The 20,114-nt window shown below is 70.0% G+C and carries 16 protein-coding genes; 8 read left to right on the forward strand and 8 right to left on the reverse strand.

The genetic code is table 11. The features are described 5' to 3' along the window. Window positions 1-212 precede the first annotated feature (212 nt). On the forward strand, window positions 213-794 hold the full coding sequence (locus E0F75_RS03690; RefSeq protein WP_187620939.1) for a TetR/AcrR family transcriptional regulator: 582 nt from the start codon (window positions 213-215) through the stop codon (window positions 792-794). Between the two features lie 112 nt (window positions 795-906). Here E0F75_RS03690 and E0F75_RS03695 read toward each other — a convergent pair whose 3' ends face one another. The 8 genes from E0F75_RS03695 to E0F75_RS03730 all read right to left on the reverse strand — a co-directional run bounded on the left by E0F75_RS03695 (window position 907) and on the right by E0F75_RS03730 (window position 11,562). Further along, window positions 907-2,442: a class I adenylate-forming enzyme family protein gene (locus E0F75_RS03695; protein WP_187620940.1), complete on the reverse strand. Its 1,536-nt coding sequence runs from the start codon at window positions 2,440-2,442 to the stop codon at window positions 907-909. A gap of 200 nt (window positions 2,443-2,642) precedes the next feature. Next, window positions 2,643-4,358: an aldehyde dehydrogenase family protein gene (locus tag E0F75_RS03700; protein ID WP_187620941.1), complete on the reverse strand. Its 1,716-nt coding sequence runs from the start codon at window positions 4,356-4,358 to the stop codon at window positions 2,643-2,645. Then, the gene (locus tag E0F75_RS03705; RefSeq protein ID WP_187620942.1) at window positions 4,358-5,911 is read right to left on the reverse strand and encodes a GMC family oxidoreductase; all 1,554 of its coding nucleotides are present in this window, start codon (window positions 5,909-5,911) and stop codon (window positions 4,358-4,360) included. Before E0F75_RS03705 ends, E0F75_RS03700 begins: the two co-directional genes overlap by 1 nt. An 84-nt stretch (window positions 5,912-5,995) precedes the next feature. After that, the gene (locus E0F75_RS03710) at window positions 5,996-6,946 is read right to left on the reverse strand and encodes an alpha/beta hydrolase (protein ID WP_187620943.1); all 951 of its coding nucleotides are present in this window, start codon (window positions 6,944-6,946) and stop codon (window positions 5,996-5,998) included. Beyond that, window positions 6,946-8,490 (reverse strand): NAD(P)/FAD-dependent oxidoreductase, encoded by a 1,545-nt coding sequence (locus tag E0F75_RS03715; RefSeq protein WP_187620944.1) that lies wholly within the window; start codon window positions 8,488-8,490, stop codon window positions 6,946-6,948. The genes E0F75_RS03710 and E0F75_RS03715 overlap by 1 nt, the downstream gene beginning before the upstream one ends. Continuing rightward, complete coding sequence (locus E0F75_RS03720; protein ID WP_187620945.1) at window positions 8,487-9,761, reverse strand: acyl-CoA dehydrogenase family protein; 1,275 nt, start codon at window positions 9,759-9,761, stop codon at window positions 8,487-8,489. Before E0F75_RS03720 ends, E0F75_RS03715 begins: the two co-directional genes overlap by 4 nt. Window positions 9,762-9,763: 2 nt before the next feature. Beyond that, window positions 9,764-10,807, reverse strand: a complete 1,044-nt coding sequence (locus E0F75_RS03725; RefSeq protein ID WP_187620946.1) for a phosphotransferase family protein — start codon at window positions 10,805-10,807, stop codon at window positions 9,764-9,766. Continuing rightward, complete coding sequence (locus E0F75_RS03730) at window positions 10,807-11,562, reverse strand: SDR family oxidoreductase (protein ID WP_187620947.1); 756 nt, start codon at window positions 11,560-11,562, stop codon at window positions 10,807-10,809. The genes E0F75_RS03725 and E0F75_RS03730 overlap by 1 nt, the downstream gene beginning before the upstream one ends. 191 nt (window positions 11,563-11,753) lie before the next feature. Here E0F75_RS03730 and E0F75_RS03735 point away from each other — a divergent pair, with 191 nt between their 5' ends. The 7 genes from E0F75_RS03735 to pntB all read left to right on the forward strand — a co-directional run bounded on the left by E0F75_RS03735 (window position 11,754) and on the right by pntB (window position 19,948). Next, window positions 11,754-12,398 carry a TetR/AcrR family transcriptional regulator gene (locus E0F75_RS03735; protein ID WP_229312463.1) on the forward strand — a complete coding sequence of 215 codons (645 nt, stop codon included), beginning with the start codon at window positions 11,754-11,756 and terminating at the stop codon, window positions 12,396-12,398. 291 nt (window positions 12,399-12,689) lie between these two features. After that, entirely contained in the window at window positions 12,690-13,046 is a 357-nt protein-coding gene (locus tag E0F75_RS03740; RefSeq protein ID WP_187620948.1) for a hypothetical protein, read from the forward strand. Between the two features lie 4 nt (window positions 13,047-13,050). Continuing rightward, window positions 13,051-14,655, forward strand: coding sequence for a transporter (locus E0F75_RS03745; protein ID WP_187620949.1), 1,605 nt, complete (start codon window positions 13,051-13,053; stop codon window positions 14,653-14,655). Between the two features lie 170 nt (window positions 14,656-14,825). After that, complete coding sequence (locus tag E0F75_RS03750; RefSeq protein ID WP_187620950.1) at window positions 14,826-15,800, forward strand: nitronate monooxygenase family protein; 975 nt, start codon at window positions 14,826-14,828, stop codon at window positions 15,798-15,800. Window positions 15,801-15,835: 35 nt separating this feature from the next. After that, on the forward strand, window positions 15,836-16,720 hold the full coding sequence (locus E0F75_RS03755) for a crotonase/enoyl-CoA hydratase family protein (protein WP_187620951.1): 885 nt from the start codon (window positions 15,836-15,838) through the stop codon (window positions 16,718-16,720). Between the two features lie 281 nt (window positions 16,721-17,001). Then, the gene (locus E0F75_RS03760; RefSeq protein ID WP_187620952.1) at window positions 17,002-18,528 is read left to right on the forward strand and encodes a Re/Si-specific NAD(P)(+) transhydrogenase subunit alpha; all 1,527 of its coding nucleotides are present in this window, start codon (window positions 17,002-17,004) and stop codon (window positions 18,526-18,528) included. Window position 18,529: 1 nt separating this feature from the next. Further along, complete coding sequence (pntB, locus tag E0F75_RS03765; protein ID WP_187620953.1) at window positions 18,530-19,948, forward strand: Re/Si-specific NAD(P)(+) transhydrogenase subunit beta; 1,419 nt, start codon at window positions 18,530-18,532, stop codon at window positions 19,946-19,948. Window positions 19,949-20,114 lie beyond the last annotated feature (166 nt).

Consider the following 20,114-nt stretch of genomic DNA (forward strand, 5'->3'; position numbering starts at 1 on the left):
ATCGAGACGGAGCGATGTCAAGGGCAAGGACGCGATGCCGCCGGAGGGCTGCTTGCTAGACTGTCGACTCATGATCGACTTTGCTTGTCCGGCCGGGGGGTCGCGTGGTTGAGGAACGTACCGGCGAGCCGAAACGCGGCCGCTCGGCAACCGCCACTGCGGGAGCGCCTCAGGCTCCTGCCCGGCCGGAAGCGGCACTGCAGCGTCGCGGGGTGGCCCGGGTCAAGGCGATCCTGGACGCCGCGGAGGAGATCCTGGCCGAAGGCGGCTACGAAGCAGCCACCCTCAAGGCGATCGGAGAACGGGCGGGCATCCCGACGCCGTCCGTCTACCACTACTTCAAGGACCGCTACCAGGTGGACGCGGCCATCATCACGCGTCACAGCGACGCGCTGCTGGGCGTGCTCGACGGCATCGACGGCGAGGCGTTCGGATCGGTCTCCGACGTCGTGGGCCTGGTGTTCGACCCGATCGTCGAGTACTTCCGGGCGCACCCGAGCTGTGTCCAGCTCTGGTTCTCCGGTCGTCACGAGGCTCTGAGTGCCCAGTTCCAGGAGTTCGACGACCAGGTCGCGGAACGCCTGTGGCGACTGGGGATCGGTCGCGGACTGCTGCGCGTCGACACGCCGCTTCTCGTGATGAGGCTGGCGTTCGAAGCCGGCGGACGCCTCTTCGACGTCGCCTTCCAGCAGGACCCGAACGGGGACGAGAGGACGATGACCGAGGCGAAGCGGATGGTGACCGCCTACCTCGAGACCTACGCGGAGAAGGGCACGGCCAACCGGGCCGACTGACATCTCCGGGCACCAGCCGGGTGCCCGCGCCCTTCTGCGGCGCCGCACGCCAAGGGCGGGGCGGCCATCGGCGGGGCGGCCGTCGGCGGGCCCGCCCCGCCCTGGCGGTATGTCACCGTAGCGGGGCGCCCCACCGCACCTCTTCCCGGATCCGGTTCTTGAGGAGCTTGCCCCCCGCGTTGCGCGGGAGCGCCTCGGTGACGACAGTGGCGTACTGGGGGATCTTGAAGTCGGCGAGCCGGTCCCGACAGTGCGCAAGGACGGCGGCGAGGTCGATCTCGCCCCGGTCGCCGTAGAGGACGGCCCCGACCTTCTCGCCCATCACGTCGTCGGGCACACCGAGGACCGCGGCGTCCGTGACGCCGGGGGCGGAGAGCAGGACCGCCTCGACCTCCACGCTGGAGACGTTCTCACCGCCGCGGTTGATGATGTCCTTGATCCGGTCGACGATGTGGACCCGTCCGGCGTCGTCCACCCGGACGATGTCACCGGTGTGCAGCCACCCGTCCACGACCGCCGCTGCCGTGGCCCCCGGCCTTCGCCAGTAGCCGACCGTCACGTTGGCGCCGCGGACCACCAGCTCCCCGAAACTCGCGTCGTCCCCGATGGGGACGACGCCGAGGTCCACCGAGGGGACGGCGTAGCCCACGGAATCCGCGTGCTCGACCGCGTCCCCGTCCGGCAGGACGGTGATCAGCGAGGCCGTCTCGGTCATGCCGTACCCGTTGATGACTCTGGCCTGCGGGAACGCCTCTCGGAGGGCCCGCACCAGGACGGGGGCGATCGGCGCGCCCCCGTACGCCACCGTACGCACGCCGGACACGTCGGCGCCGACGAAAGCCGGGTGGCGCAGCAGCAGGGCGTACACCGCGGGCACGGTGACCAGGAAGGAGATCCGCTCGGAAGTGATCGCCTCCGGCAGCGCCGGCAGGTCGAGCGCGGGCATGATCACGGACGTGCCGCCGACGTACGCGGCGACCATGAGCTGCGCGTTGCAGGCGGTGACGTGGAACAACGGCACGGAGATCAGCGTCCGCAGGTCGGGACCCGCGTCGCGCGGTATGCCGAGGCAGCGGACCATGTTCTCCGCGCTGGTGACGAATGCCTCGTGGGTGGTCGGCACTCCCTTGGGATGCCCGGTCGTCCCCGAGGTGTAGAAGAGCGCGGCGACATCGTCACGGTCGGGGTCCGCCGTCACGTACGGAAGCCCGTCGGGCAGCGGGGCGTCGGCCGACAGGTCCACCCGCACGCCGGCGTCCTCGAGGACGAACTCGACCTCCGGCCGGGCGGACCGCGTATTGACCGCGACGGCGATGCCGCCGGCCATGACGGTGCCCCAGAAGGCGAGCACCCAGTTCGTACCGGCCGGGTACCGGACGGCCACCCGGTCCCCGTGTCCCACGCCGAGGGCGCGAAGCCCGCCGGCGACCCGCGTCGCACGCTCCCACAGCTGCCCGTAGGTGAGTCGATCCCCGCCGAGCTCGACGAGGGCTTCGACGTCGGGCCGTTCCTCGACGTGCTTGCGGAGCAGGTCGAGGAGCGTCGCGGGTACGTCCGCGTAGTGGGGGTGGCCGTTCGCGTCTCTTGTCAGGTCGTCCTGGGGAAAGGGATCACGCGCGCGCGTGAGGGGAATGATGGCGTGGGGCATGGCAGCGGCTCTCCTCGGAAGGGCGTGGACCGTCGACGTACGCACGGTGTACGGGGTGACCAGGGCGTCGCAGCGACTCGACCTCCCCGGTGCGAGGTCGCGGCGACGCCCTGGTCGGAGTCGAGTCGGGAGCGTCCCTGGTGCGCCGACTCGACGTCTTGGTGGCGCGGACTGCCGGCACGGATCGGGCCGGCACCTGGTCAGCCGCGCAGGGCGGAGGCGAAGATCTTCGGCAGGGCGGTCCAGCGGGGCGAGGCGGCGAAGTCGGCGAGGAGTCGGCCCGTGGTGGCCGCCGTGCGGTTGCTGACGAACCACGGGGGCTTCGGGGACAGGGTCGTCCTGCCGTGCAGGATGGCCCGGGGCGCCGGGTGGAACGGACCGCGGACGACGGTGCGTTCCGGCCCGTCCAGGAGGAGGGCGTTGTGCACGACGCCGATGCCGCTCTGCACGTCGTCGAGGGTGTGGCCCGGGTAGGCGCCCCAGCTGGCGGTCGCGGTGAGGTAGCCGACGCCGGTCCAGGCGTTCAGGGCGACCGTCCCGTATCGGAGTTCGGCGATGACCTTGTCGAGCGCGTCTCCGAGCGCGGCGATGGTCCGGGGGTGCGCGATCAGGTTCACCCCGAGCGTTCCGGCGAGTCTCTCGTTCGCGGTGTGGATCGCCTCGTCGAGGAACTGTCCCATGTCTCCGGGGAGTGCCAGCACCGCGAGCACCGGTCCGAAGTACTCGGTGGTCAGGGCGGGGCCCGGATCGGCCGGGTCGAGGTCCGTGAGGAGCACCCTGCCCCCGGCGAGGCGCCGTGCGTCGGCGTACGCGTCGACGGCCCGGCCCACGCGGGCGTCGCTGCCCGGGTAGTAGGCGGGGCGCGCCGGCGCGTCGGACAGCGCCTGCCGGAGATGGGTGAGGAAGCGGTCCTTCTGCGCCCAGTCGGAGCTGATGAGGACGACCTGGCTGGCGACGCAGTTGTAGCCGCCGTTGTGGAGCTTCTGGGTGGCGATGTGCTCGGCCTGGTAGCGCAGGTCCGCCTCGGACCAGTCGCCCGGGATCACGATCGTCGGGGACACCCCGCCCAGTTCACTCGTCACCGGCTTGCCGAGCAGCGGAGTGCCGGCCGCCTTCCGGGCGGCGCCCTCCTTGCCCGAGCCGAAGACGATCGCGTCATGGGTGGCGGCGCTGCCGGTCATGTGGACGTGGGAGACCTTCGGGTGGTTCACGAGGTACCCGCCCACGTCGGCGCCGCCGGTGAGGATCCGTACCGCGCCCAGGTCGATCAGCGGGGCGAGGACCTCGCCGAAGACGTCGAGGAGACCGTCGGTGACCGGGTTGAGCTTGAGGGCCACCACCCGGTTGTTCGCGTACAGCTCGTACAGCACGTCCAGGATCGGGATCGAGGTGATGTTCCCCGCGCCCAGCACGACGCCCACGCCGTCCGTCTCGGCCGGGCGGAGCTGGGCGAGGCCCGCGCGCGTCCGTACCTCCTCCTTGGTGACACCCGGGGGCATCCACACCTCGGCGCTGAAGCCGTTCAGGAGCAGCTGATCCCAGATGCTGTGCGGCAGCACTCGGACCGACACGCGCCCGCCGGGCGCCCGGCCGAAGGAGAAGTCGTCGACGGGGCTGCGGCTCTCCTCCAGGGCCTCGATGCTGGCGGCGAGCGAGCCCAGGGAGGTGAGGACGGGATACGGGCCGGTGATCCACTCCTCGCCGACCAGAGGGCTGTCCTCCGGCAGGCGTTTGTACGCGACGGCCGCGCGGACCCACTCCTCCGCGTGCTCGGTGGTGGAAACACGCATCCGCTCCAGGAGCTCGCGCCGCTTCGCCCGGTCGCAGGCGGCCCACGCGGCCTCGCCACGGACCAGGTCATCGACGGCCCGGTCGATCTCCCACACCTGCTCGGTGGTCGGCGACGACGTGGCCATCAGACGGCTCCCTTGATGAGGTCGGCCGCCTTCTCTGCGGCCATGATCGTGGGCGCGTTGGTATTGCCTCGCGGCACCGACGGGAAGACCGAAGCGTCGACGACCCGCAGGCCCTGCACGCCGAACACGCGCAGATCGGAGTCGACGACCGAGCCGATGGCACAGGTCGACGTCGGGTGGAACAGTGTCTGGCCGGACCGCTGGGCCCAGGCGAGGAGGTCCGCGTCGGAGTCCGAGGCCGGCACGTCGAACGGCTCCGTGACCAGGTCGGCGACGGCCGACTGCGCGGCGATGTCCAGGGCGATCCGGATGCCCGCGACGATCGCGTCCCGATCCTCGGCCGTGGTCAGGTAGTTGTGCACGATCCGCGGCGCCGCGTCGGGGCGCGGGGAGCGCAGGGTGACCGATCCGCGGCTCGTCGGGGCGACCACGCACGGCCCGAAGGAGAAGCCGTGCTCGACGGGCGCGCCGAGCCCCTCCTGGTGGAAGAGCACCGGGGCGGCGTGGAACTGCACGTCGGGGGCGTCCAGTTCGGGTCGGCTGCGGAAGAAGCCGCCGGCCTCGCCGATGTTGGAGGTCAGCGGACCGCGCCCTTCGCTCTGCAGCAGGGCGGCGTTCTCCGCGGTGGCCGCGCCGATGAGCGACTCGGTGTCGGTACGGAGGTTCAGCAGGGTCATGTAGTGGTCCTGCAGGCCTTGGCCGACCGGCAGGTCCTGGACGACGTCGATGCCGAAGGGGGCCAGAGCGGCGGCGGGCCCGACGCCGGAGAGCATCAGCAGCTTCGGGGACGCGTACGCGCCGGCGGACAGGATCACCTCGCTCTCGGCGCGGACCACCTCGACGGCGCCGTCCCGCTCCACCTCGACGCCCGTGGCCCGGCCGTCCTCGATCACCACGCGGTGGGCGAGGGCCGAGGGGATCACGGTGAGGTTCGGCCGTTCGAGGGCGGGGTGCAGATAGGCGACGGCCGCGCTGCAACGCAGGCCGCCGCGCTGGGTGAGCTGGTAGCGCCCGACGCCGAACTGCGTCTCGCCGTTGAAGTCGTCGTTCGCCTTGTGCCCGGCCTGCTCGGCGGCCCGGACGAAGGCGGAGGCGAGCGGGTGCACGGACCGGCCGTCGCTGACGGTCAGCGGCCCGCCCGCGCCGTGGTACCCGTCCGCGCCGCGCTCGTTGTCCTCGCCGCGCTTGAAGTACGGCAGCACCTCGTCGTACGACCAGCCGGTCGCCCCGGCCGCGGCCCAGCCGTCGTAGTCGGCACGGCTGCCGCGGATGTAGATCATCGCGTTGATCGAGCTGGAACCGCCGAACACCCTCCCCCGGGGCAGATAGGCCCGCCGTCCGCCGATGCCCGGCTCCGGGTCGGTGTCCAGGTCCCAGTCGAGGGCGGACTTGAACAGCTGGGGGAAGGCCGCCGGAACATGGATCTCCTGTGCCGTGTCGGGGCCGCCGGCCTCGATCAGGGCCACCCGGACCGCAGGGTCCTCCGAGAGTCGCGCCGCGAGGACACAGCCTGCGGATCCTGCACCGACAATGACGTAGTCGTACATATTCATCCCGTCCCTTGAATGAAGAGTGCGTGGTCACGAACGAAGGGGTGGAGCGCTGCCGAAGAAGGGCCTGCGCTCCCCGGTGCGCCGTTATGTCCGAGGGGCCCGGTGACGCCCCGGGCGCCGGGGTGAACTCCGCGGATCGAGGCAATGCGTCAGGAAGTCGAGCTGATCGGCGAGCGCCCGCGCCTGTCCCGGTCCGTCGTAGACGTCGAGATGGTCGACCGGGTACTCACGCAGCTGTGCCGGCGTGCCGGCCCTGTCGGCCGTCCGACGCGCCGCTTCGGGCGGCGCGATGCGATCGTTCGTGCCGACCTGCACCAGAATCGGGCAGGTCAGGCGTCCGACAAAGGTGCTGGGCCGGTTCAGTCCGACCTTGAGCGCCGCACGGGCGCACACCTCGTTGCGGAAGGTGGGGCCGGCGAACGAGGCGGCGGTCTTCAGGGCGTCGGGGAGGGTCATCATCGCGAGGGATCCGGGATCCCCCACGACCGGCACGTGGTGCGGCGGTCGGCCGGCGAGGGCGCGAGCGGCGTCCCACAACCCGTGCCCTGCCAGGCGGCGCAGCGGGCGGACCCCGGCGTGGCGCAGGAGATGTGCCAGCGAGGCGAGGCCGTCCGTCACCGGCGTCAGGGACACGACCGCCGCCGCCCGGCCGTCCTGCGCCGCGACCACCAGGGCGTGACCTCCGGCGTACGAGGCGCCCCACAGCGCGACCCTGTCCGGGTCGACGCCGGCCAGCCGGCGGGCGGCCGCGAGGGCGGCATGGTAATCCTGCCGCTGGCGCCGGACCGAGACGTCCTGGCGTGGCCTGCCGCCGGAGTCCCCGAAGCCGCGGTAGTCGAAGACGAGCGAGTCGATACCGGCCTCGGCGAAGGGCTCGGCGTAGTTCAGCAGGCCGCTGTCGCGGGTCCCGCCGAAGCCGTGGGCCATCACCACACACGGTCGCCCGCCCGGACCCGCCAGTCCCTCGTTCGTGGCGGGCACGTGCCAAGCGGCGCAGGTGACGCCGTGGCTGGTGAAGCGGATCTCCCTCTTCATCACGCTCCCTCCGACCGGGACCGCGAGCGGGCGGGCGCCGCGGGGGCGGCGCTCCTGGTGAACTGCAGCGCATCGTCGTCGACCGGCTCCTCGCGCAGCCGCTCGATGTCCTTCTCGTACGCCATCTCGACCGTCCACGGTCCCTTGGTCCCGCGGCGGGGGAACGTTCCGATCCCGCGCTGGACGTAGCCCGAGGTCAGGTCCATGTAGGGCAGGCGGTCCATCGTGGGGTCCGTCAGGACCGGTTCGGCGGTGGTGTAGTCGTGGGAGTCCATGTGGTCGAGCAGACGACAGAAGTGCGCGCAGACCAGGTCGACCTTGAGCGTCCAGGAGAGGTTCGTGTAGCCCAGCGCGAACACGAAGTTGGGCACACCGGAGAGCATCATGGCCTTGTACGCCGTCGTGTCCGGTACGTGTACCTGCTGCTTGTCGATGCTCAGCCGGATCTTGCCGAACACCGCCATGGTCAGACCGGTCGCGGTCACGACGACGTCGGCGGCGACTTCCTGGCCGGACTTCAGCCGGATGCCGGTCTCGGTGAACCGTTCGATGTGGTCCGTGACGACCGAGGCACGGCCGGAGGAGATCGCCTTGAAGAGGTCGCCGTTGGGCACCACGCAGAGCCGCTGGTCCCAGGGCGCGTAGTGCGGCGTGAAGTGGGTGTCGACATCGAAGTGCCGGGGCAGCTGCCGTCGCACGCCGGCGATCAGCAGCTTGCGCGTCAGCTTCGGGGCGCGGCGGCATGCCTTGAAGAGCCCGCGGGTGACGAAGACGTTCTTGCGCCGGATGACCTCGTGGGCGCGTCGGTGGCCGAGCAGTGTCCTGAGCGCGTTGGCGATCGCGTCCTTGGCCGGCATCGAGAACACGTAGCTGGGCGAGCGCTGGAGCATCGTGACGTGGGCCGCCGTGCGGGCCATGGAGGGGATCAGAGTGACGGCGGTGGCGCCGCTGCCGATCACCACCACCCGCTTGCCCGCGTAGTTCAGCTCGTGCGGCCAGTGCTGCGGGTGTACGACCTGGCCTGCGAAGTCCTCGATGCCGGGGAACTCGGGGGTGAAGCCGGCGTCGTGGTCGTACGGACCGGTGCCCACGAACAGGAACCGCGCCGTGAACCGTACCGTCTTGCGGCCACCGGACGGCTGGGCCGTGACGGTCCAGCGACCGGTCGCCCTCGAGAAGTCGGCACCGAGCACGCGGTGACCGAGGCGGATGTGTCCGGTCAGATCGTTCTCGGCGGCCGTCTGCCGCAGGTAGTCGAGGATGAGGTGCCCGTCCGCGATCGACTTCCCGTGGGTCCACGGCCTGAATCCGAAACCGAACGTCGGCATGTCCGAGTCGGAGCGGATGCCGGGGTACTGGAACAGGCTCCACGTGCCGCCAATTTCGTCCCGTGCCTCCAGGATCGCGAACGACGTGCCGGGGCGATGGGCACGAAGGTGACTGCCCATGCCGATGCCAGAGATCCCGGCACCGATGATCAGGACGTCGACGTCTTCATGGGCGGCGGCCCCGGAGGGCGTCCGGCTGGTGTTCGTGCGGGTCACTGGTGCCTCCTGGCCGCGGGGGTGAAGGAATGCGCGGAGCCGGAGCCCGCCTCTCGGGTGGCCCTCCGGCCGAGTTCGGCGCGTGCGAGGGCGTTCTTGTGCACCTCGTCGGGACCGTCGGCGAAGCGCAGCGAGCGGATGCCGGCGTATGCGCGGGCGAGCGGGAAGTCCTGGGACAGGCCGGCGGCTCCGTGGATCTGGATCGCCTTGTCGAGAATCCACTGGACCGTCCGGGGTGTGGCGATCTTGATGGCCTGGATCTCCGTGTGGGCGCCCTTGTTGCCGACGGTGTCCATCAGCCAGGCGGTCTTGAGGACGAGGAGGCGTAGTTGCTCGATCCGCACCCTCGACTCGGCGATCCAGTCGCGGATGACGCCCTGGCGGGCGAGGGGCTTGCCGAAGGCCACTCGCTCCTCGGCGCGGGCGCACATCAGCTCGATGGCCCGCTCGGCGACGCCGATGAAGCGCATGCAGTGATGAATCCGTCCCGGGCCGAGGCGGGCCTGGGCGATCGCGAAGCCGTCGCCTTCCCGACCGATGAGGTTCGCGGCCGGGACCCGTACGTCGTGGAACACCATCTCGGCGTGACCGCCGTGGTCGTGGTCGTCGTACCCGAAGACCTCCATGGACCGTCTGATCTCGAGGCCGGGAGTGTCGCGGGGGACGAGGATCATCGACTGCCGGCGGTGCCGCTCGGCCTCCGGGTCGGTCCGGCCCATCACGATGAACACCCGGGCGTTGGGGTTCATCGCCCCGGTGATCCACCACTTCCGCCCGTTGATCACGTAGTCGTCGCCGTCACGGACGATCGAGGTGGCGATGTTGGTGGCGTCGGAGGAGGCGACGTCGGGTTCCGTCATCGCGAAGGCGGAGCGGATCTCGCCGGCGAGGAGGGGTTCCAGCCACTCCTTGCGCTGGGCCTCGGTGCCGAACATGGACAGCACTTCCATGTTGCCGGTGTCCGGTGCCGCGCAGTTGAGTGCGGCGGGCGCGAGTTCCGGCGAGCGGCCGGTGATCTCGGCGAGGGGCGCGTACTGCAGGTTGGTGAGCCCGGCGCCCTCCTCACCGGGAAGGAAGAGGTTCCACAGGCCGCGGCGGCGGGCCTCGGCTCGCAGCTCGTCGAGCACGGGTACCGAGTCCCAGGCCCAGCGCTCCTCCAGGACCCCGAGCTGCTGCTCGAACACGGGTTCCGCGGGGTGGATGTGGCTCCACATCAGGTCCTGGAGGTTCTCGCGGAGCATCTCGGTGCGGCGGTCGAACGCGAAGTGCATAGTCAGTGTTCCTTGAGTGCGGCGATTCCGGCGTCCAGAAGGGGGTGGACCACGTCGCCGATCCGGTCGAAGCCGGGGCCGACCGTCTGCCCCTTGAGGTGGCGGTAGTGGATGCCTTCGAGGATCGCGGCGAGCTTGAAGGCCCCAAGGCCGAGGTGGAAACCGAGGTCGCCGAGGTCGCGCGCGCTGCGGGTGGCGTAGCGGGCGACGATCTCCGTCTCGGTCAGGAAGCCGGGCGCCAGGCCGGCGTCGGGGGCGACCTCGGCGCCGACGAGGCGGGCGAGCCGGGTGTAGAGCAGCATCAGCGCCAGGTCGGTGACCGGGTCGCCGACGGTGGCCATCTCCCAGTCGATGACCGCTCGGAGCCGGTCGTCGCCGTCGACCAGGACGTTGTCGAGTCGGAAGTCGCCGTGGACGATTCCGGGCCGGGCCGCGGCGTCCGCCGCCGGGGCCCGCTGCTCCAGCGCGGCGTGCAAGGTGATGGCGTCGGGCAGGTCGCGGGAGTACGAGGCGCCCAACTGGCGTCGCCAGCGCGCGACCTGCCGGGTGAGGAAGCCCTCGGGGCGGCCGAAGCCGCCGAGCCCGACGGTGTCCGGGTCCACCGTGTGGAGGTCGGCGAGGGTGTCGACGAGGGCGCCGGAGATCCGCCGGACCCGGTGCGGGCCGAGCGGCTTCAGGTCGGCCGCCGTGCGGTACGGCCTGCCGGGTACCGCTTCCATCACGTAGAACTCGGCGCCCAGGACGCCGGTGTCGAGGCACAGTCCGTGCATGGCAGGCACGGGGACGGGGGTGTCGGCGAGCGCCGCCATCACCGCGTACTCGCGTCCCATGTCGTGGGCCGTGGCGAGGATGTGGCCCAGGGGCGGCCGGCGAAGGATCCAGTGGGACGCGCCGTCGGTGAGGCGGTAGGTCAGATTGGACTTGCCGCCGGTGATCAGGGTGGCCGTCAGCATGCCTGCCCGCGCTGTCGGCACGGTCTCGGTGAACCAGGGGCGGAGCCGGGCGAGGTCGAGCCCCGGAGTCGCGTCTGCCTCGTGCGCTCCCATCAGGCACCGCCCGCGGCTGCGAGGCCGCCGTCGACGACCAGGGTCCGACCCGTCATCCACGCCGCGTCCCCGGAGAGCAGGAACGTCACGACGCCGGCGATGTCATCGGGGGCTCCGAGTCGCATCAGCGGATACTCCGCCGCGACGGCTTCCTCCCGCCCCTCGTAGAGCGCGGCGGCGAACCTCGTCTTCACCACGGCGGGCGCGACCGCGTTGACCCGGACACGTGGGCTCATCTCGACGGCCAGTTCCTTGGTGAGATGCATCAGCATCGCCTTGCTTGCGCCGTACATTCCGATGCCGGGCTCCGGCCGGATGCCGCTGAGCGAGGCGATGTTGACGATCGCGCCGCCGTGTCCGGACATCCATGCCTTGTAGGTCTTCTGGACCCATGACAGCGCGGACAGGACGTTGACCTCGACCACGTTGCGGGCCACCGTGGGATCGAGTTCCATCAGCGGCCCGTACACCGGGTTGATGCCGGTGTTGTTGACCAGCAGGTCGGCGCTGCCGAAGGTGTCGATGGCCCGGGTGACGGCCTCGTCCTGGTGGGCGGTGTCGGCGGCATGCCCGGCGACGCCGAGTGCGTGGTCGGGCCCGCCGAGGCAGGCGACAGCATCGGCCAGTGCATCCGCCTTGCGTCCGGTGATCACGACCTTCGCGCCTTCGGCGACGAGTCGTTCGGCTATCGCGAGACCGATGCCACGGCTGGCGCCGGTGATGATCGCGGTCTGTCCCGCGAATCTGTCGGACATGGTTCCTTGCTTCTCCTCGAACGGGGAGCGGACTGCGGAGGTGGCCATCGGCAGGAAGTCGACCGCAGGTGGAGCTGCTCACTCCGCAACAAAACCCAAAATCGACTTGAATTTGAGTTTAGGGCGCACCCCTGAGCTGTCAACCCTCCAGACAGCAAGGACAGACGGTTTGCCTGATATGATCTCGAATCGTGTTCGAGAAAAGCTTGACTGTGCAGACACCCTCGCGACCGGCCGGGGCACAGCGGCGCGGGATCGCACGGAGGCGGGCCCTCCTCGACGCCGCCGAGGCACTGCTCGGCGCGCAGGGCTACGAGGCGGCCACGCTGAAGGCGATCGGAGAGCGAGCGGGCATTCCCGTCGCTTCCGTCTACCACTACTTCTCGCACCGCCATCAGGTGGAGGCCGAACTCCTGCGGCGCCATGCCCACGAGCTCGACACCCGCATCGGTGCCGCGCTGGCCGACAAGCGGCCGCACACGCTCTCCGACGTAGCCGACGCGGTCATCGACCCGCTGCTCGGCTACTTCCGCAGCCACCCCAGCTGTGCCGAACTGTGGTTCAAGGGGAGCTCCGAGACGGTCGGTGAACACGTCCGCGCATTCGACGAGGCCCAAGCCGAGCGGGTCTGGCAGCTCCTGGTCGCGCGCGACCTCGTCCCCACCGACCTGCCCCTCCTCGTCGTGCAGCTCGCCTTCGAGGTGGGCAACCGGCTCTTCGAAGCGGCCTTCCGGCGCTCACCGGAGGGCGACGACGCCACCATCCACGAAGCGCGCCGCATCGTGATCGCGTACGTGGAGTCCTACGTCACCGAAGGTCGCGTCCGCCGGAGCTGATCCTCCTGCCCAGTGAGGGCCGGCAACGGCGCCACCGGGCCCCGGGCGCCCCTCACAGGCCGTGGCGGTTGACGTTGCGCGACCGGCCGTGCATAAATGCGGAGTCGATTCGAGATCGACTTGCCATCGACTGGCCCATTCCCCGGCGTGATCGCCTCTCTTCTCACGGCCCGCAGCCCGGCACCCGGCATACGGCGGTGAACCACGGCTGCCCCCCACGTCCGCCGGGAGAGGCCTCGCCCCTCTCGTACGCGGCCCCTCGCCCACACCCTTCAGCGCCCGGAGGTTTCCTTGCGCGCCTTCTTCGTCCCGACTCCCCCAGGCGGTCCGCCTGCCTCGCCAGGTGGCTCCGGCCCCGATGGCACCGGCCGGAGCGTCCGGCGAGCGTTCCTGGTCGTCAACGCGGCCACCCTGGTCCTCGGCGTGGTGCTGTCCTGCGCCCCCGTGATCGCCGGCGTCACCGTGTACGGGCAACTGACGCTCGGCGTCGTATGGGTCTCCCTGCAACTCGGCCTTTTCCTCGCCAGTACGTGGTGGTACGAGTACCGGTCCACGCGGCTGCGCGACGGCGTGGACAAGGACGCGGCAGCCGGCCTGCCCTCAGTCGGGACCAAGGGAACATCTTCCTCGCGACAGCCCGGGCGGTGAGCCGGTGACGACGCAGCTTCTCCTGAGCTGGGGCACGGTCGACCCGGTCGGCCCGGCCGCCCGGGGGCCCGTGATCAGCGCCTTTCTGGTCTTCATCGGCCTCTGCCTGCTCTGGGTCTTCACTCTCGCATCTCAGGACGATCACCCCGAGAGGCTCTACGTCGCCGATCGGTCGCTCTCCCCGGTTCTCAACGGGTTCGCGCTGGCCGGCGAGCACATCACGGTCGTCACCCTGTTCGCGGCGCCGGGGGCGGTCGCCCTCTTCGGCTACGACGGATTGGTCTCCGTCATCGCCAACAGCGTCATCGCGCTCGGCGTTCTCCTCCTTCTCGCCCAGAAGATCCGCGACAGCGGCCACTACACACTCGGCGGTCTCTTCTCCCTGCGCGCGTCCGGACCGGGTACGCGTACGGCAGCCGCCGTGGTGACGCTCGTCATCACCGTTCCCCTGCTCATGGTCCAGCTACGCGCCGCAGGCATCAGCGCGGCCCTCCTGATCGGCATGTCGAGCCCCGCCGCCCAGGTGGCCTGCACCGTGATGATGGGCTGCCTCATCGCGTGCTTCGCCGCCGTGGCGGACCTGAGGGGCACCACCTTCGTCCAGGTCGTCAAGGTGCCCGTCACGCTGGCAGTGCTCGCGGTGGTCACCCTGCTCGCCTTGAACACGTTCTCGTGGAATCCCGGCGACCTGCTGTCGGCCGCCAGGGAACAGAGCACGGCGCCGGACAGGTACCTGAGCCCGGGGCTCTGGGCGCACACCGTGAATCTCGGCCCGATGAACACGATCAGCGACCACCTCGTCGTGGTTCTCGGCACAGCGATGATGCCGCACCTCGTGCTCCGCATCGCCGCATCGCGAAGCGGGAGGTCGGCCCGGCGCTCCACGAGCCTCTCGGTGGGACTGACGGGCGCGTTCTACCTCCTTCTGGCCACGACCGGGTTCGCGGCGGCAGCCGTGGTCGGCAGCAAGGAGATCGGCGCGGTCGACGCGAACGGTCAAGGGGCCGCGATCCTGCTCGCCTCCGACGTGATCGGGCACGCGTCGACGTCACGCGTGGTGCTCATCACCCTCGTGGCGTGCGTCGCGTTCCTCGCGGTGCTGACCGCGGTGAGCAGCCTGACCTTCGCCGCTTCGGTCGCCCTCACTCATGACGTCCTCACCCGGTCCGGACGCTCCCTCACCGGGGCCGGAGAGATAAGGGCCGTTCGTCTCTCCGTCGTCCTCCTGTGCGTCGGGGGAATGGCGCTGTCCGTCGCCTTCCACCGGTATCCCGTCGAGTTCCTGGTGACCTTCTCGCTCAGCGTGGGGGCGACATGCGTCTTTCCCTCGCTCGTCTACTCCTTCTTCTGGCGGAGGTTCAATCGTCGGGGTCTCCTGTGGTGCGTCTACGGGGGGCTGATCGTCTGCACAGTGCTGACGATCTTCTCCCCCACCGTTTCCGGGACGGACTACGCACTGCTGCCGCAGGCGAACTTCGACTGGTACCCGCTTCACACATCGGGCGTGATCTCCGTGCCGACGGCGTTTCTTCTGGGCTGGCTGGGCAGCACGAGAACACCGCGAGGAGCCGTGCTCGAATCCCGACCCGCTGACACCGTGAAGGCATAGGTTCCGACCACCGTGCCCCGGCGCACCTGCGAGTTCCACCGACCGGACGGAGCTTGACAGGCTCTCGACGGAAACCTCTAGAGTCAAAATTCGACTTAGAATCGACATCAAGTTTATCCCTTGCTGCTGTCCGCTCATCGGCGACGGCACCAGATTTGAGAAGGACTCACATGATCGCGACGCGCTTCACCGAGACATTCGGGGTGGATCACCCGGTCGTCTGCGGCGGGATGACCGGCGTCGGCACGGCGGAACTCATCTCCGCCGTGGCCGAGGCAGGCGCCCTGGGGTTCCTTACGGCCCTGACCCAGCCCACTCCGGAGGCGCTGGCGCGGGAGATCGCGCGATGCCGCGAGATGACCGACAAGCCGTTCGGCATCAATCTGACCATCCTGCCCACCCTCAAGCCAGTGCCCTACGCGGAGTACCGGGCAGCGATCATCGAGAGCGGAATCAAGGTGGTCGAGACGGCCGGCCGCAATCCGGCCGAGCACGTGGCCGCCTTCAAGGCGGCGGGCGTCAAGGTGATCCACAAGGCAGTGGCCGTGCGACATGCCGTCAAGGCACAGAAGCTCGGTGTGGACGCGGTGAGCATCGACGGCTTCGAGTGCGCGGGGCACCCGGGCGAGGAGGACATCCCCGGCCTCGTCCTCATCCCCGCCGCCGTGCGACAGCTGGAGATCCCGGTCATCGCCAGCGGCGGCTTCGCGACCGGCAGCGGCCTCGCCGCCGCCCTCTCGCTCGGGGCCTGCGCCATCAACATGGGCACACGGTTCGTCGCCAGCGCGGAGGCCCCGGTGCATCCCAACGTCAAGGCACAGATCGTCACCAACGACGAGCGGGCCACGCAGCTCGTCTTCCGGCAGTTCGGCAACACCGGCCGAGTCGCTCGCAACGCGATCTCCGAGGAGATCGTCCTCCGGTCGCGGCGCCCCGGAGCCGTCTTCGAGGACGTCGCCGAGCTGGCTTCGGGCATCCGTGGCCGTACCCGCGTGCTCCAGGAGGGGCAGATGGACGACGGCCTGTGGTGGGCCGGCCAGGCGCAGGGACTCATCGAGTCCGTCGCCACCTGCGACGAGATCGTCAGCAGCATCGTGACCGACGCCGAGAAGATCATCGACCGGCTCGCCGGACTGCGCGGATGAGCCCGGACACTCCAGACGACAACAGGAGGCACGCCATGACCTGGACCACCCTCCACCACCGCGTCGACGACGGCATCCTCACCGTCACCCTCGACCGGCCCGGACACCTCAACGCGTTCACGCCCACGATGGCCGCGGAGCTCGAGCAGACGTTCACCGAGGTCAACGAGGACGACGACGTACGCGCCGTCATCGTGACCGGCGCCGGAAAGGCCTTCTGCGCAGGCATGGACCTCAGCTCGGAGGGCAACGTCTTCGGCCTCGACGAGTCACGCACCCCCACGCTGGCCGACATGGCCGACCTGGACAGCCCCGACATCCGCCGGGTTCGGGACACCGGAGGCAGGGTCACGCTGGCGATCCACGCGTGCCGGAAGCCCGTGATCGCCGCGATCAACGGTCCCGCCGTGGGCATCGGGGCCACCATGACACTCGCGATGGACGCGCGGCTGATGTCGGCGGCGGCACGTTTCGGTCTGGTCTTCGGCCGGCTCGGCATCACGCCCGAGGCCGCCTCCACCTGGTTCCTGCCCCGCCTGGTCGGCCTGCCGAAGGCCCTGGACCTGCTGTACTCCGCGGAGATCCTCGACGCCGAAGCCGCCGCCACCGCCGGAATCGCCCAAGCGGTTCACGCCCCGGACCAGTTGTACGCGCAGGCACGGGCGCTGGCAGACCGCTGGACGCTGGGACGCTCGCGCGTCGCGACCGCCCTCACCCGGCAGATGACGGTCCGCAACGCGACCCTCGAACGCCCGGAGGACGCACACCGCGTGGAGTCCCTCGCGATGTTCTACAGCAGCGTCGGAGACGGGCGCGAGGGCGTGACCGCCTTCCGCGAGAAGCGCTCCCCGCAGTTCTCCCGGAAGGCCTCCACGATGCCGCCGTTCTACGACGACTGGCTTGATACGCCCGCGTCCTGAACTCCAGCCACTTGCCTGAGCGTCGAGGCCGCCGACCTGGAACGGCTCCATCGCCGGGATGGTCGCCCTCCGGTGAGCATTCCTCTCCACCGCCCATCGCAGTTGCGGCAGGGTATGGCATTAATCACGGCTGGCACGCTTCCGATCGAGGCGACAGCGGACCGATTCTGAGGGACGACAAAAACTCGATTCAGAGTCGGAATTAATGACGACTATGACGGCTATGACGGCTATGACGGCTATGACGGCTATGACGGCTTGGTAGCGAACGGAGAACACACGTGATTGTCGGAGTCCTCAAGGAAGCGCGGGCAGGTGAGAGTCGCGTTTCGGCCACGCCGGCCACTGTCGAGCAGATCCGCAAACTGGGGTACGGCGTGGTCGTCGACCCGGACGCGGGTCTCGCGGCCGGCTTCACCGACGGCGCCTACGAGGCCGCCGGTGCGACCGTCGGCGTCGCGGTGGCGACGGACGTGGTGCTCGGGGTCAACGCCCCGGCCCCGTCGCAGCTGGACCGGATCCGGCCGGAGGCGACGGTGATCGCCCTGTTCGCACCGGCCTTCGACCCGGCGATGGTCGAGGATCTGGGCCGGCGTCCCTTCACCGCGCTTTCGATGGACGCCGTGCCGCGCATCAGCCGGGCCCAGTCGATGGACGTCCTGTCGTCGATGGCGAACATCGCCGGCTACCGGGCCGTCATCGAAGCCGCGCACGAGTTCGGCCGGTTCTTCACCGGCCAGGTGACGGCGGCGGGCAAGGTGCCCCCGGCGAAGGTGCTCGTCGCGGGCGCCGGCGTCGCCGGTCTGGCGGCGATCGGCGCGGCGGGCTCGCTCGGCGCGATCGTGCGGGCGACCGACCCGCGGCCGGAGGTGGCCGACCAGGTGCGTTCTCTGGGCGGCGAGTACCTGTCGATCGAGTCCGCCGAGGTCGAGGTCTCCAAGACCGGTTACGCCAAGGAGATGGGCGACGACTACAAGGCGCGCGAGGTGGAGCTGTACGCCGCGCAGTGCCGCGAGGCCGACATCGTCGTCACCACCGCGCTGATCCCGGGCCGTCCCGCGCCGACGCTGATCACCGCGGAGATGGTGGCGAGCATGAAGCCGGGTTCGGTGATCGTCGACATGGCGGCCGCCAACGGCGGCAACGTCGAGGGCACCGTGAAGGGTGAGAAGACCGTCACGGCCAACGGCGTGACGATCATCGGCTACACCGACCTCGCGGGCCGACTGCCCGCGCAGGCGTCGCAGTTGTACGGCACCAACCTGGTGAACCTGCTCAAGCTGATGACGCCGGACAAGGACGCCCGCCTCGTCCTCGACTGGGAGGATCCGGTACAGCGCTCGATCACCGTCGTACGCAAGGGTGAGTCGGCCTGGCCGCCCCCGCCGGTGCAGGTCTCGGCGGCCCCGGCCACCGCACCCGCGGCGGCCGTACGGGAGCCGGCGCCGAAGAAGCCGCCGATGACGGCGAAGCAGAGGTTCGGCGCAGTGGCCCTCGGCGCCCTGGCGCTCTTCCTCACCGCCGGGTTCGCCCCCGCAGCGCTGCTCCCGCACGTGACGGTCTTCGTGCTCGCGATCGTGATCGGCTACTACGTGATCGGCCATGTGCACCACGCGCTGCACACGCCGCTGATGTCGGTGACGAACGCGATCTCCGGGATCATCGTCGTCGGCGCGCTGCTGCAGATCGGGCGCACGAACGCGGTGGTCACGGTGTTGTCGGCCGTGGCGATCCTGCTGGCAAGTATCAATGTCTTCGGCGGCTTCGCGGTGACGCGTCGCATGCTCGCGATGTTCAACCGGAGCTGACATGTCTGCGACCATTGCCGCACAGGCGGCCTACCTTGTTGCCGCGCTGCTGTTCATCCTCGCCCTGGCAGGACTCTCCAAGCACGAGACGGCCCGGCTCGGCAACGCGTTCGGCATGCTCGGCATGGGCGTCGCGCTCGTCGCGACGGTCGTGCTCGCGGTGGACGGCGACGTCAGCACCGCCGGCCTCGCCCTGATGGGCCTCGCGATGCTGATCGGCGCGCTGATCGGCCTCCAGCGGGCCCGCGGCGTCGAGATGACCGGCATGCCCGAACTGATCGCCCTGCTGCACTCCTTCGTCGGTCTGGCCGCCGTACTGGTCAGCTGGAACGGCTTCCTGAACGTCGAGCACGACCCGAACGGCCACGAGGCCCAGGCCCTGGACACGCTCGGCACCCTGGGCATCCACCACGCCGAGGTGTTCATCGGCCTGTTCATCGGCGCCGTGACCTTCACCGGCTCCATCGTGGCGTACCTGAAGCTCTCCGCGAAGATCAGCTCCAAGCCGCTGGTGCTGCCGGGCAAGAACGTACTGAACCTCGGCGCGCTGGGTCTGTTCGTCGCCCTGACGGTGTGGTTCGTGATCACGCCGGAGCTGTGGCTGCTGATCACCGTGACGGTCCTGGCACTGGCGCTGGGCTGGCACCTGGTCGCCTCGATCGGCGGCGGCGACATGCCGGTCGTGGTCTCGATGCTCAACAGCTACTCCGGCTGGGCCGCGGCCGCCTCTGGCTTCCTCCTCGGCAACGACCTGCTGATCATCACCGGCGCGCTCGTCGGCTCCTCCGGCGCGTACCTGTCGTACATCATGTGCAAGGCCATGAACCGCTCGTTCCTCTCCGTGATCGCGGGCGGCTTCGGCATCGAGGCGCCGTCGGGCTCGGACGTCGACTACGGAGAACACCAGGAGATCACCGCCCAGGGCGCCGCCGAACTGCTCGGCTCCGCCCGCTCCGTGGTCATCACACCCGGCTACGGCATGGCTGTGGCGCAGGCCCAGTACCCGGTCGCGGAACTCACCTCGAAGCTGCGTGCCAAGGGTGTCCACGTACGGTTCGGCATCCACCCGGTCGCCGGCCGCCTGCCCGGCCACATGAACGTCCTCCTCGCCGAGGCCAAGGTGCCGTACGACATCGTCCTGGAGATGGACGAGATCAACGAGGACTTCGCGAAGACCGACGTCGTCCTCGTCATCGGCGCCAACGACACGGTCAACCCGGCCGGAGCCGAGGACCCCGGCAGCCCCCTCGCCGGCATGCCCGTCCTCACCGTCTGGGAGGCCGGCAAGGTCATCGTGTTCAAACGCTCGATGGCCTCCGGCTACGCGGGCGTGCAGAACCCGCTCTTCTTCAAGGAGAACACCTCGATGCTCTTCGGCGACGCGAAGGCCCGGGTCGAGGACATCGTCGGCGCCCTCTGACGCACCACGACGTCGAGAGGGTCGCCGTGACACCCCTGCCGACCGCCCTCCGCCTGGAGGGCGGTCCACCCCGCATACGCCGTGCGCTCTCGGCACAGGCCTGCTCGCGGCCACGGCCGCAGAATCGGCTGAGGGAATCCGATTTCGAATCGAATACAGGCACCGC

It is taken from the genome of Streptomyces sp. CB02980, assembly GCF_014451325.2.
Taxonomy (GTDB): Bacteria; Actinomycetota; Actinomycetes; order Streptomycetales; family Streptomycetaceae; genus Streptomyces.

What these genes read in the sequence shown, in the direction of transcription:
- E0F75_RS03695 (WP_187620940.1), bottom strand. Translation starts at nt 2,442, where the DNA reads ATGCCCCACGCCATCATTCCCCTCACGCGCGCGCGTGATCCCTTTCCC.
- E0F75_RS03700 (WP_187620941.1), bottom strand. Translation starts at nt 4,358, where the DNA reads ATGGCCACGTCGTCGCCGACCACCGAGCAGGTGTGGGAGATCGACCGG.
- E0F75_RS03705 (WP_187620942.1), bottom strand. Translation starts at nt 5,911, where the DNA reads ATGAATATGTACGACTACGTCATTGTCGGTGCAGGATCCGCAGGCTGT.
- E0F75_RS03710 (WP_187620943.1), bottom strand. Translation starts at nt 6,946, where the DNA reads ATGAAGAGGGAGATCCGCTTCACCAGCCACGGCGTCACCTGCGCCGCT.
- E0F75_RS03720 (WP_187620945.1), bottom strand. Translation starts at nt 9,761, where the DNA reads ATGCACTTCGCGTTCGACCGCCGCACCGAGATGCTCCGCGAGAACCTC.
- E0F75_RS03725 (WP_187620946.1), bottom strand. Translation starts at nt 10,807, where the DNA reads ATGGGAGCGCACGAGGCAGACGCGACTCCGGGGCTCGACCTCGCCCGG.
- E0F75_RS03730 (WP_187620947.1), bottom strand. Translation starts at nt 11,562, where the DNA reads ATGTCCGACAGATTCGCGGGACAGACCGCGATCATCACCGGCGCCAGC.
- E0F75_RS03750 (WP_187620950.1), top strand. Translation starts at nt 14,826, where the DNA reads ATGATCGCGACGCGCTTCACCGAGACATTCGGGGTGGATCACCCGGTC.
- E0F75_RS03755 (WP_187620951.1), top strand. Translation starts at nt 15,836, where the DNA reads ATGACCTGGACCACCCTCCACCACCGCGTCGACGACGGCATCCTCACC.
- pntB (WP_187620953.1), top strand. Translation starts at nt 18,530, where the DNA reads ATGTCTGCGACCATTGCCGCACAGGCGGCCTACCTTGTTGCCGCGCTG.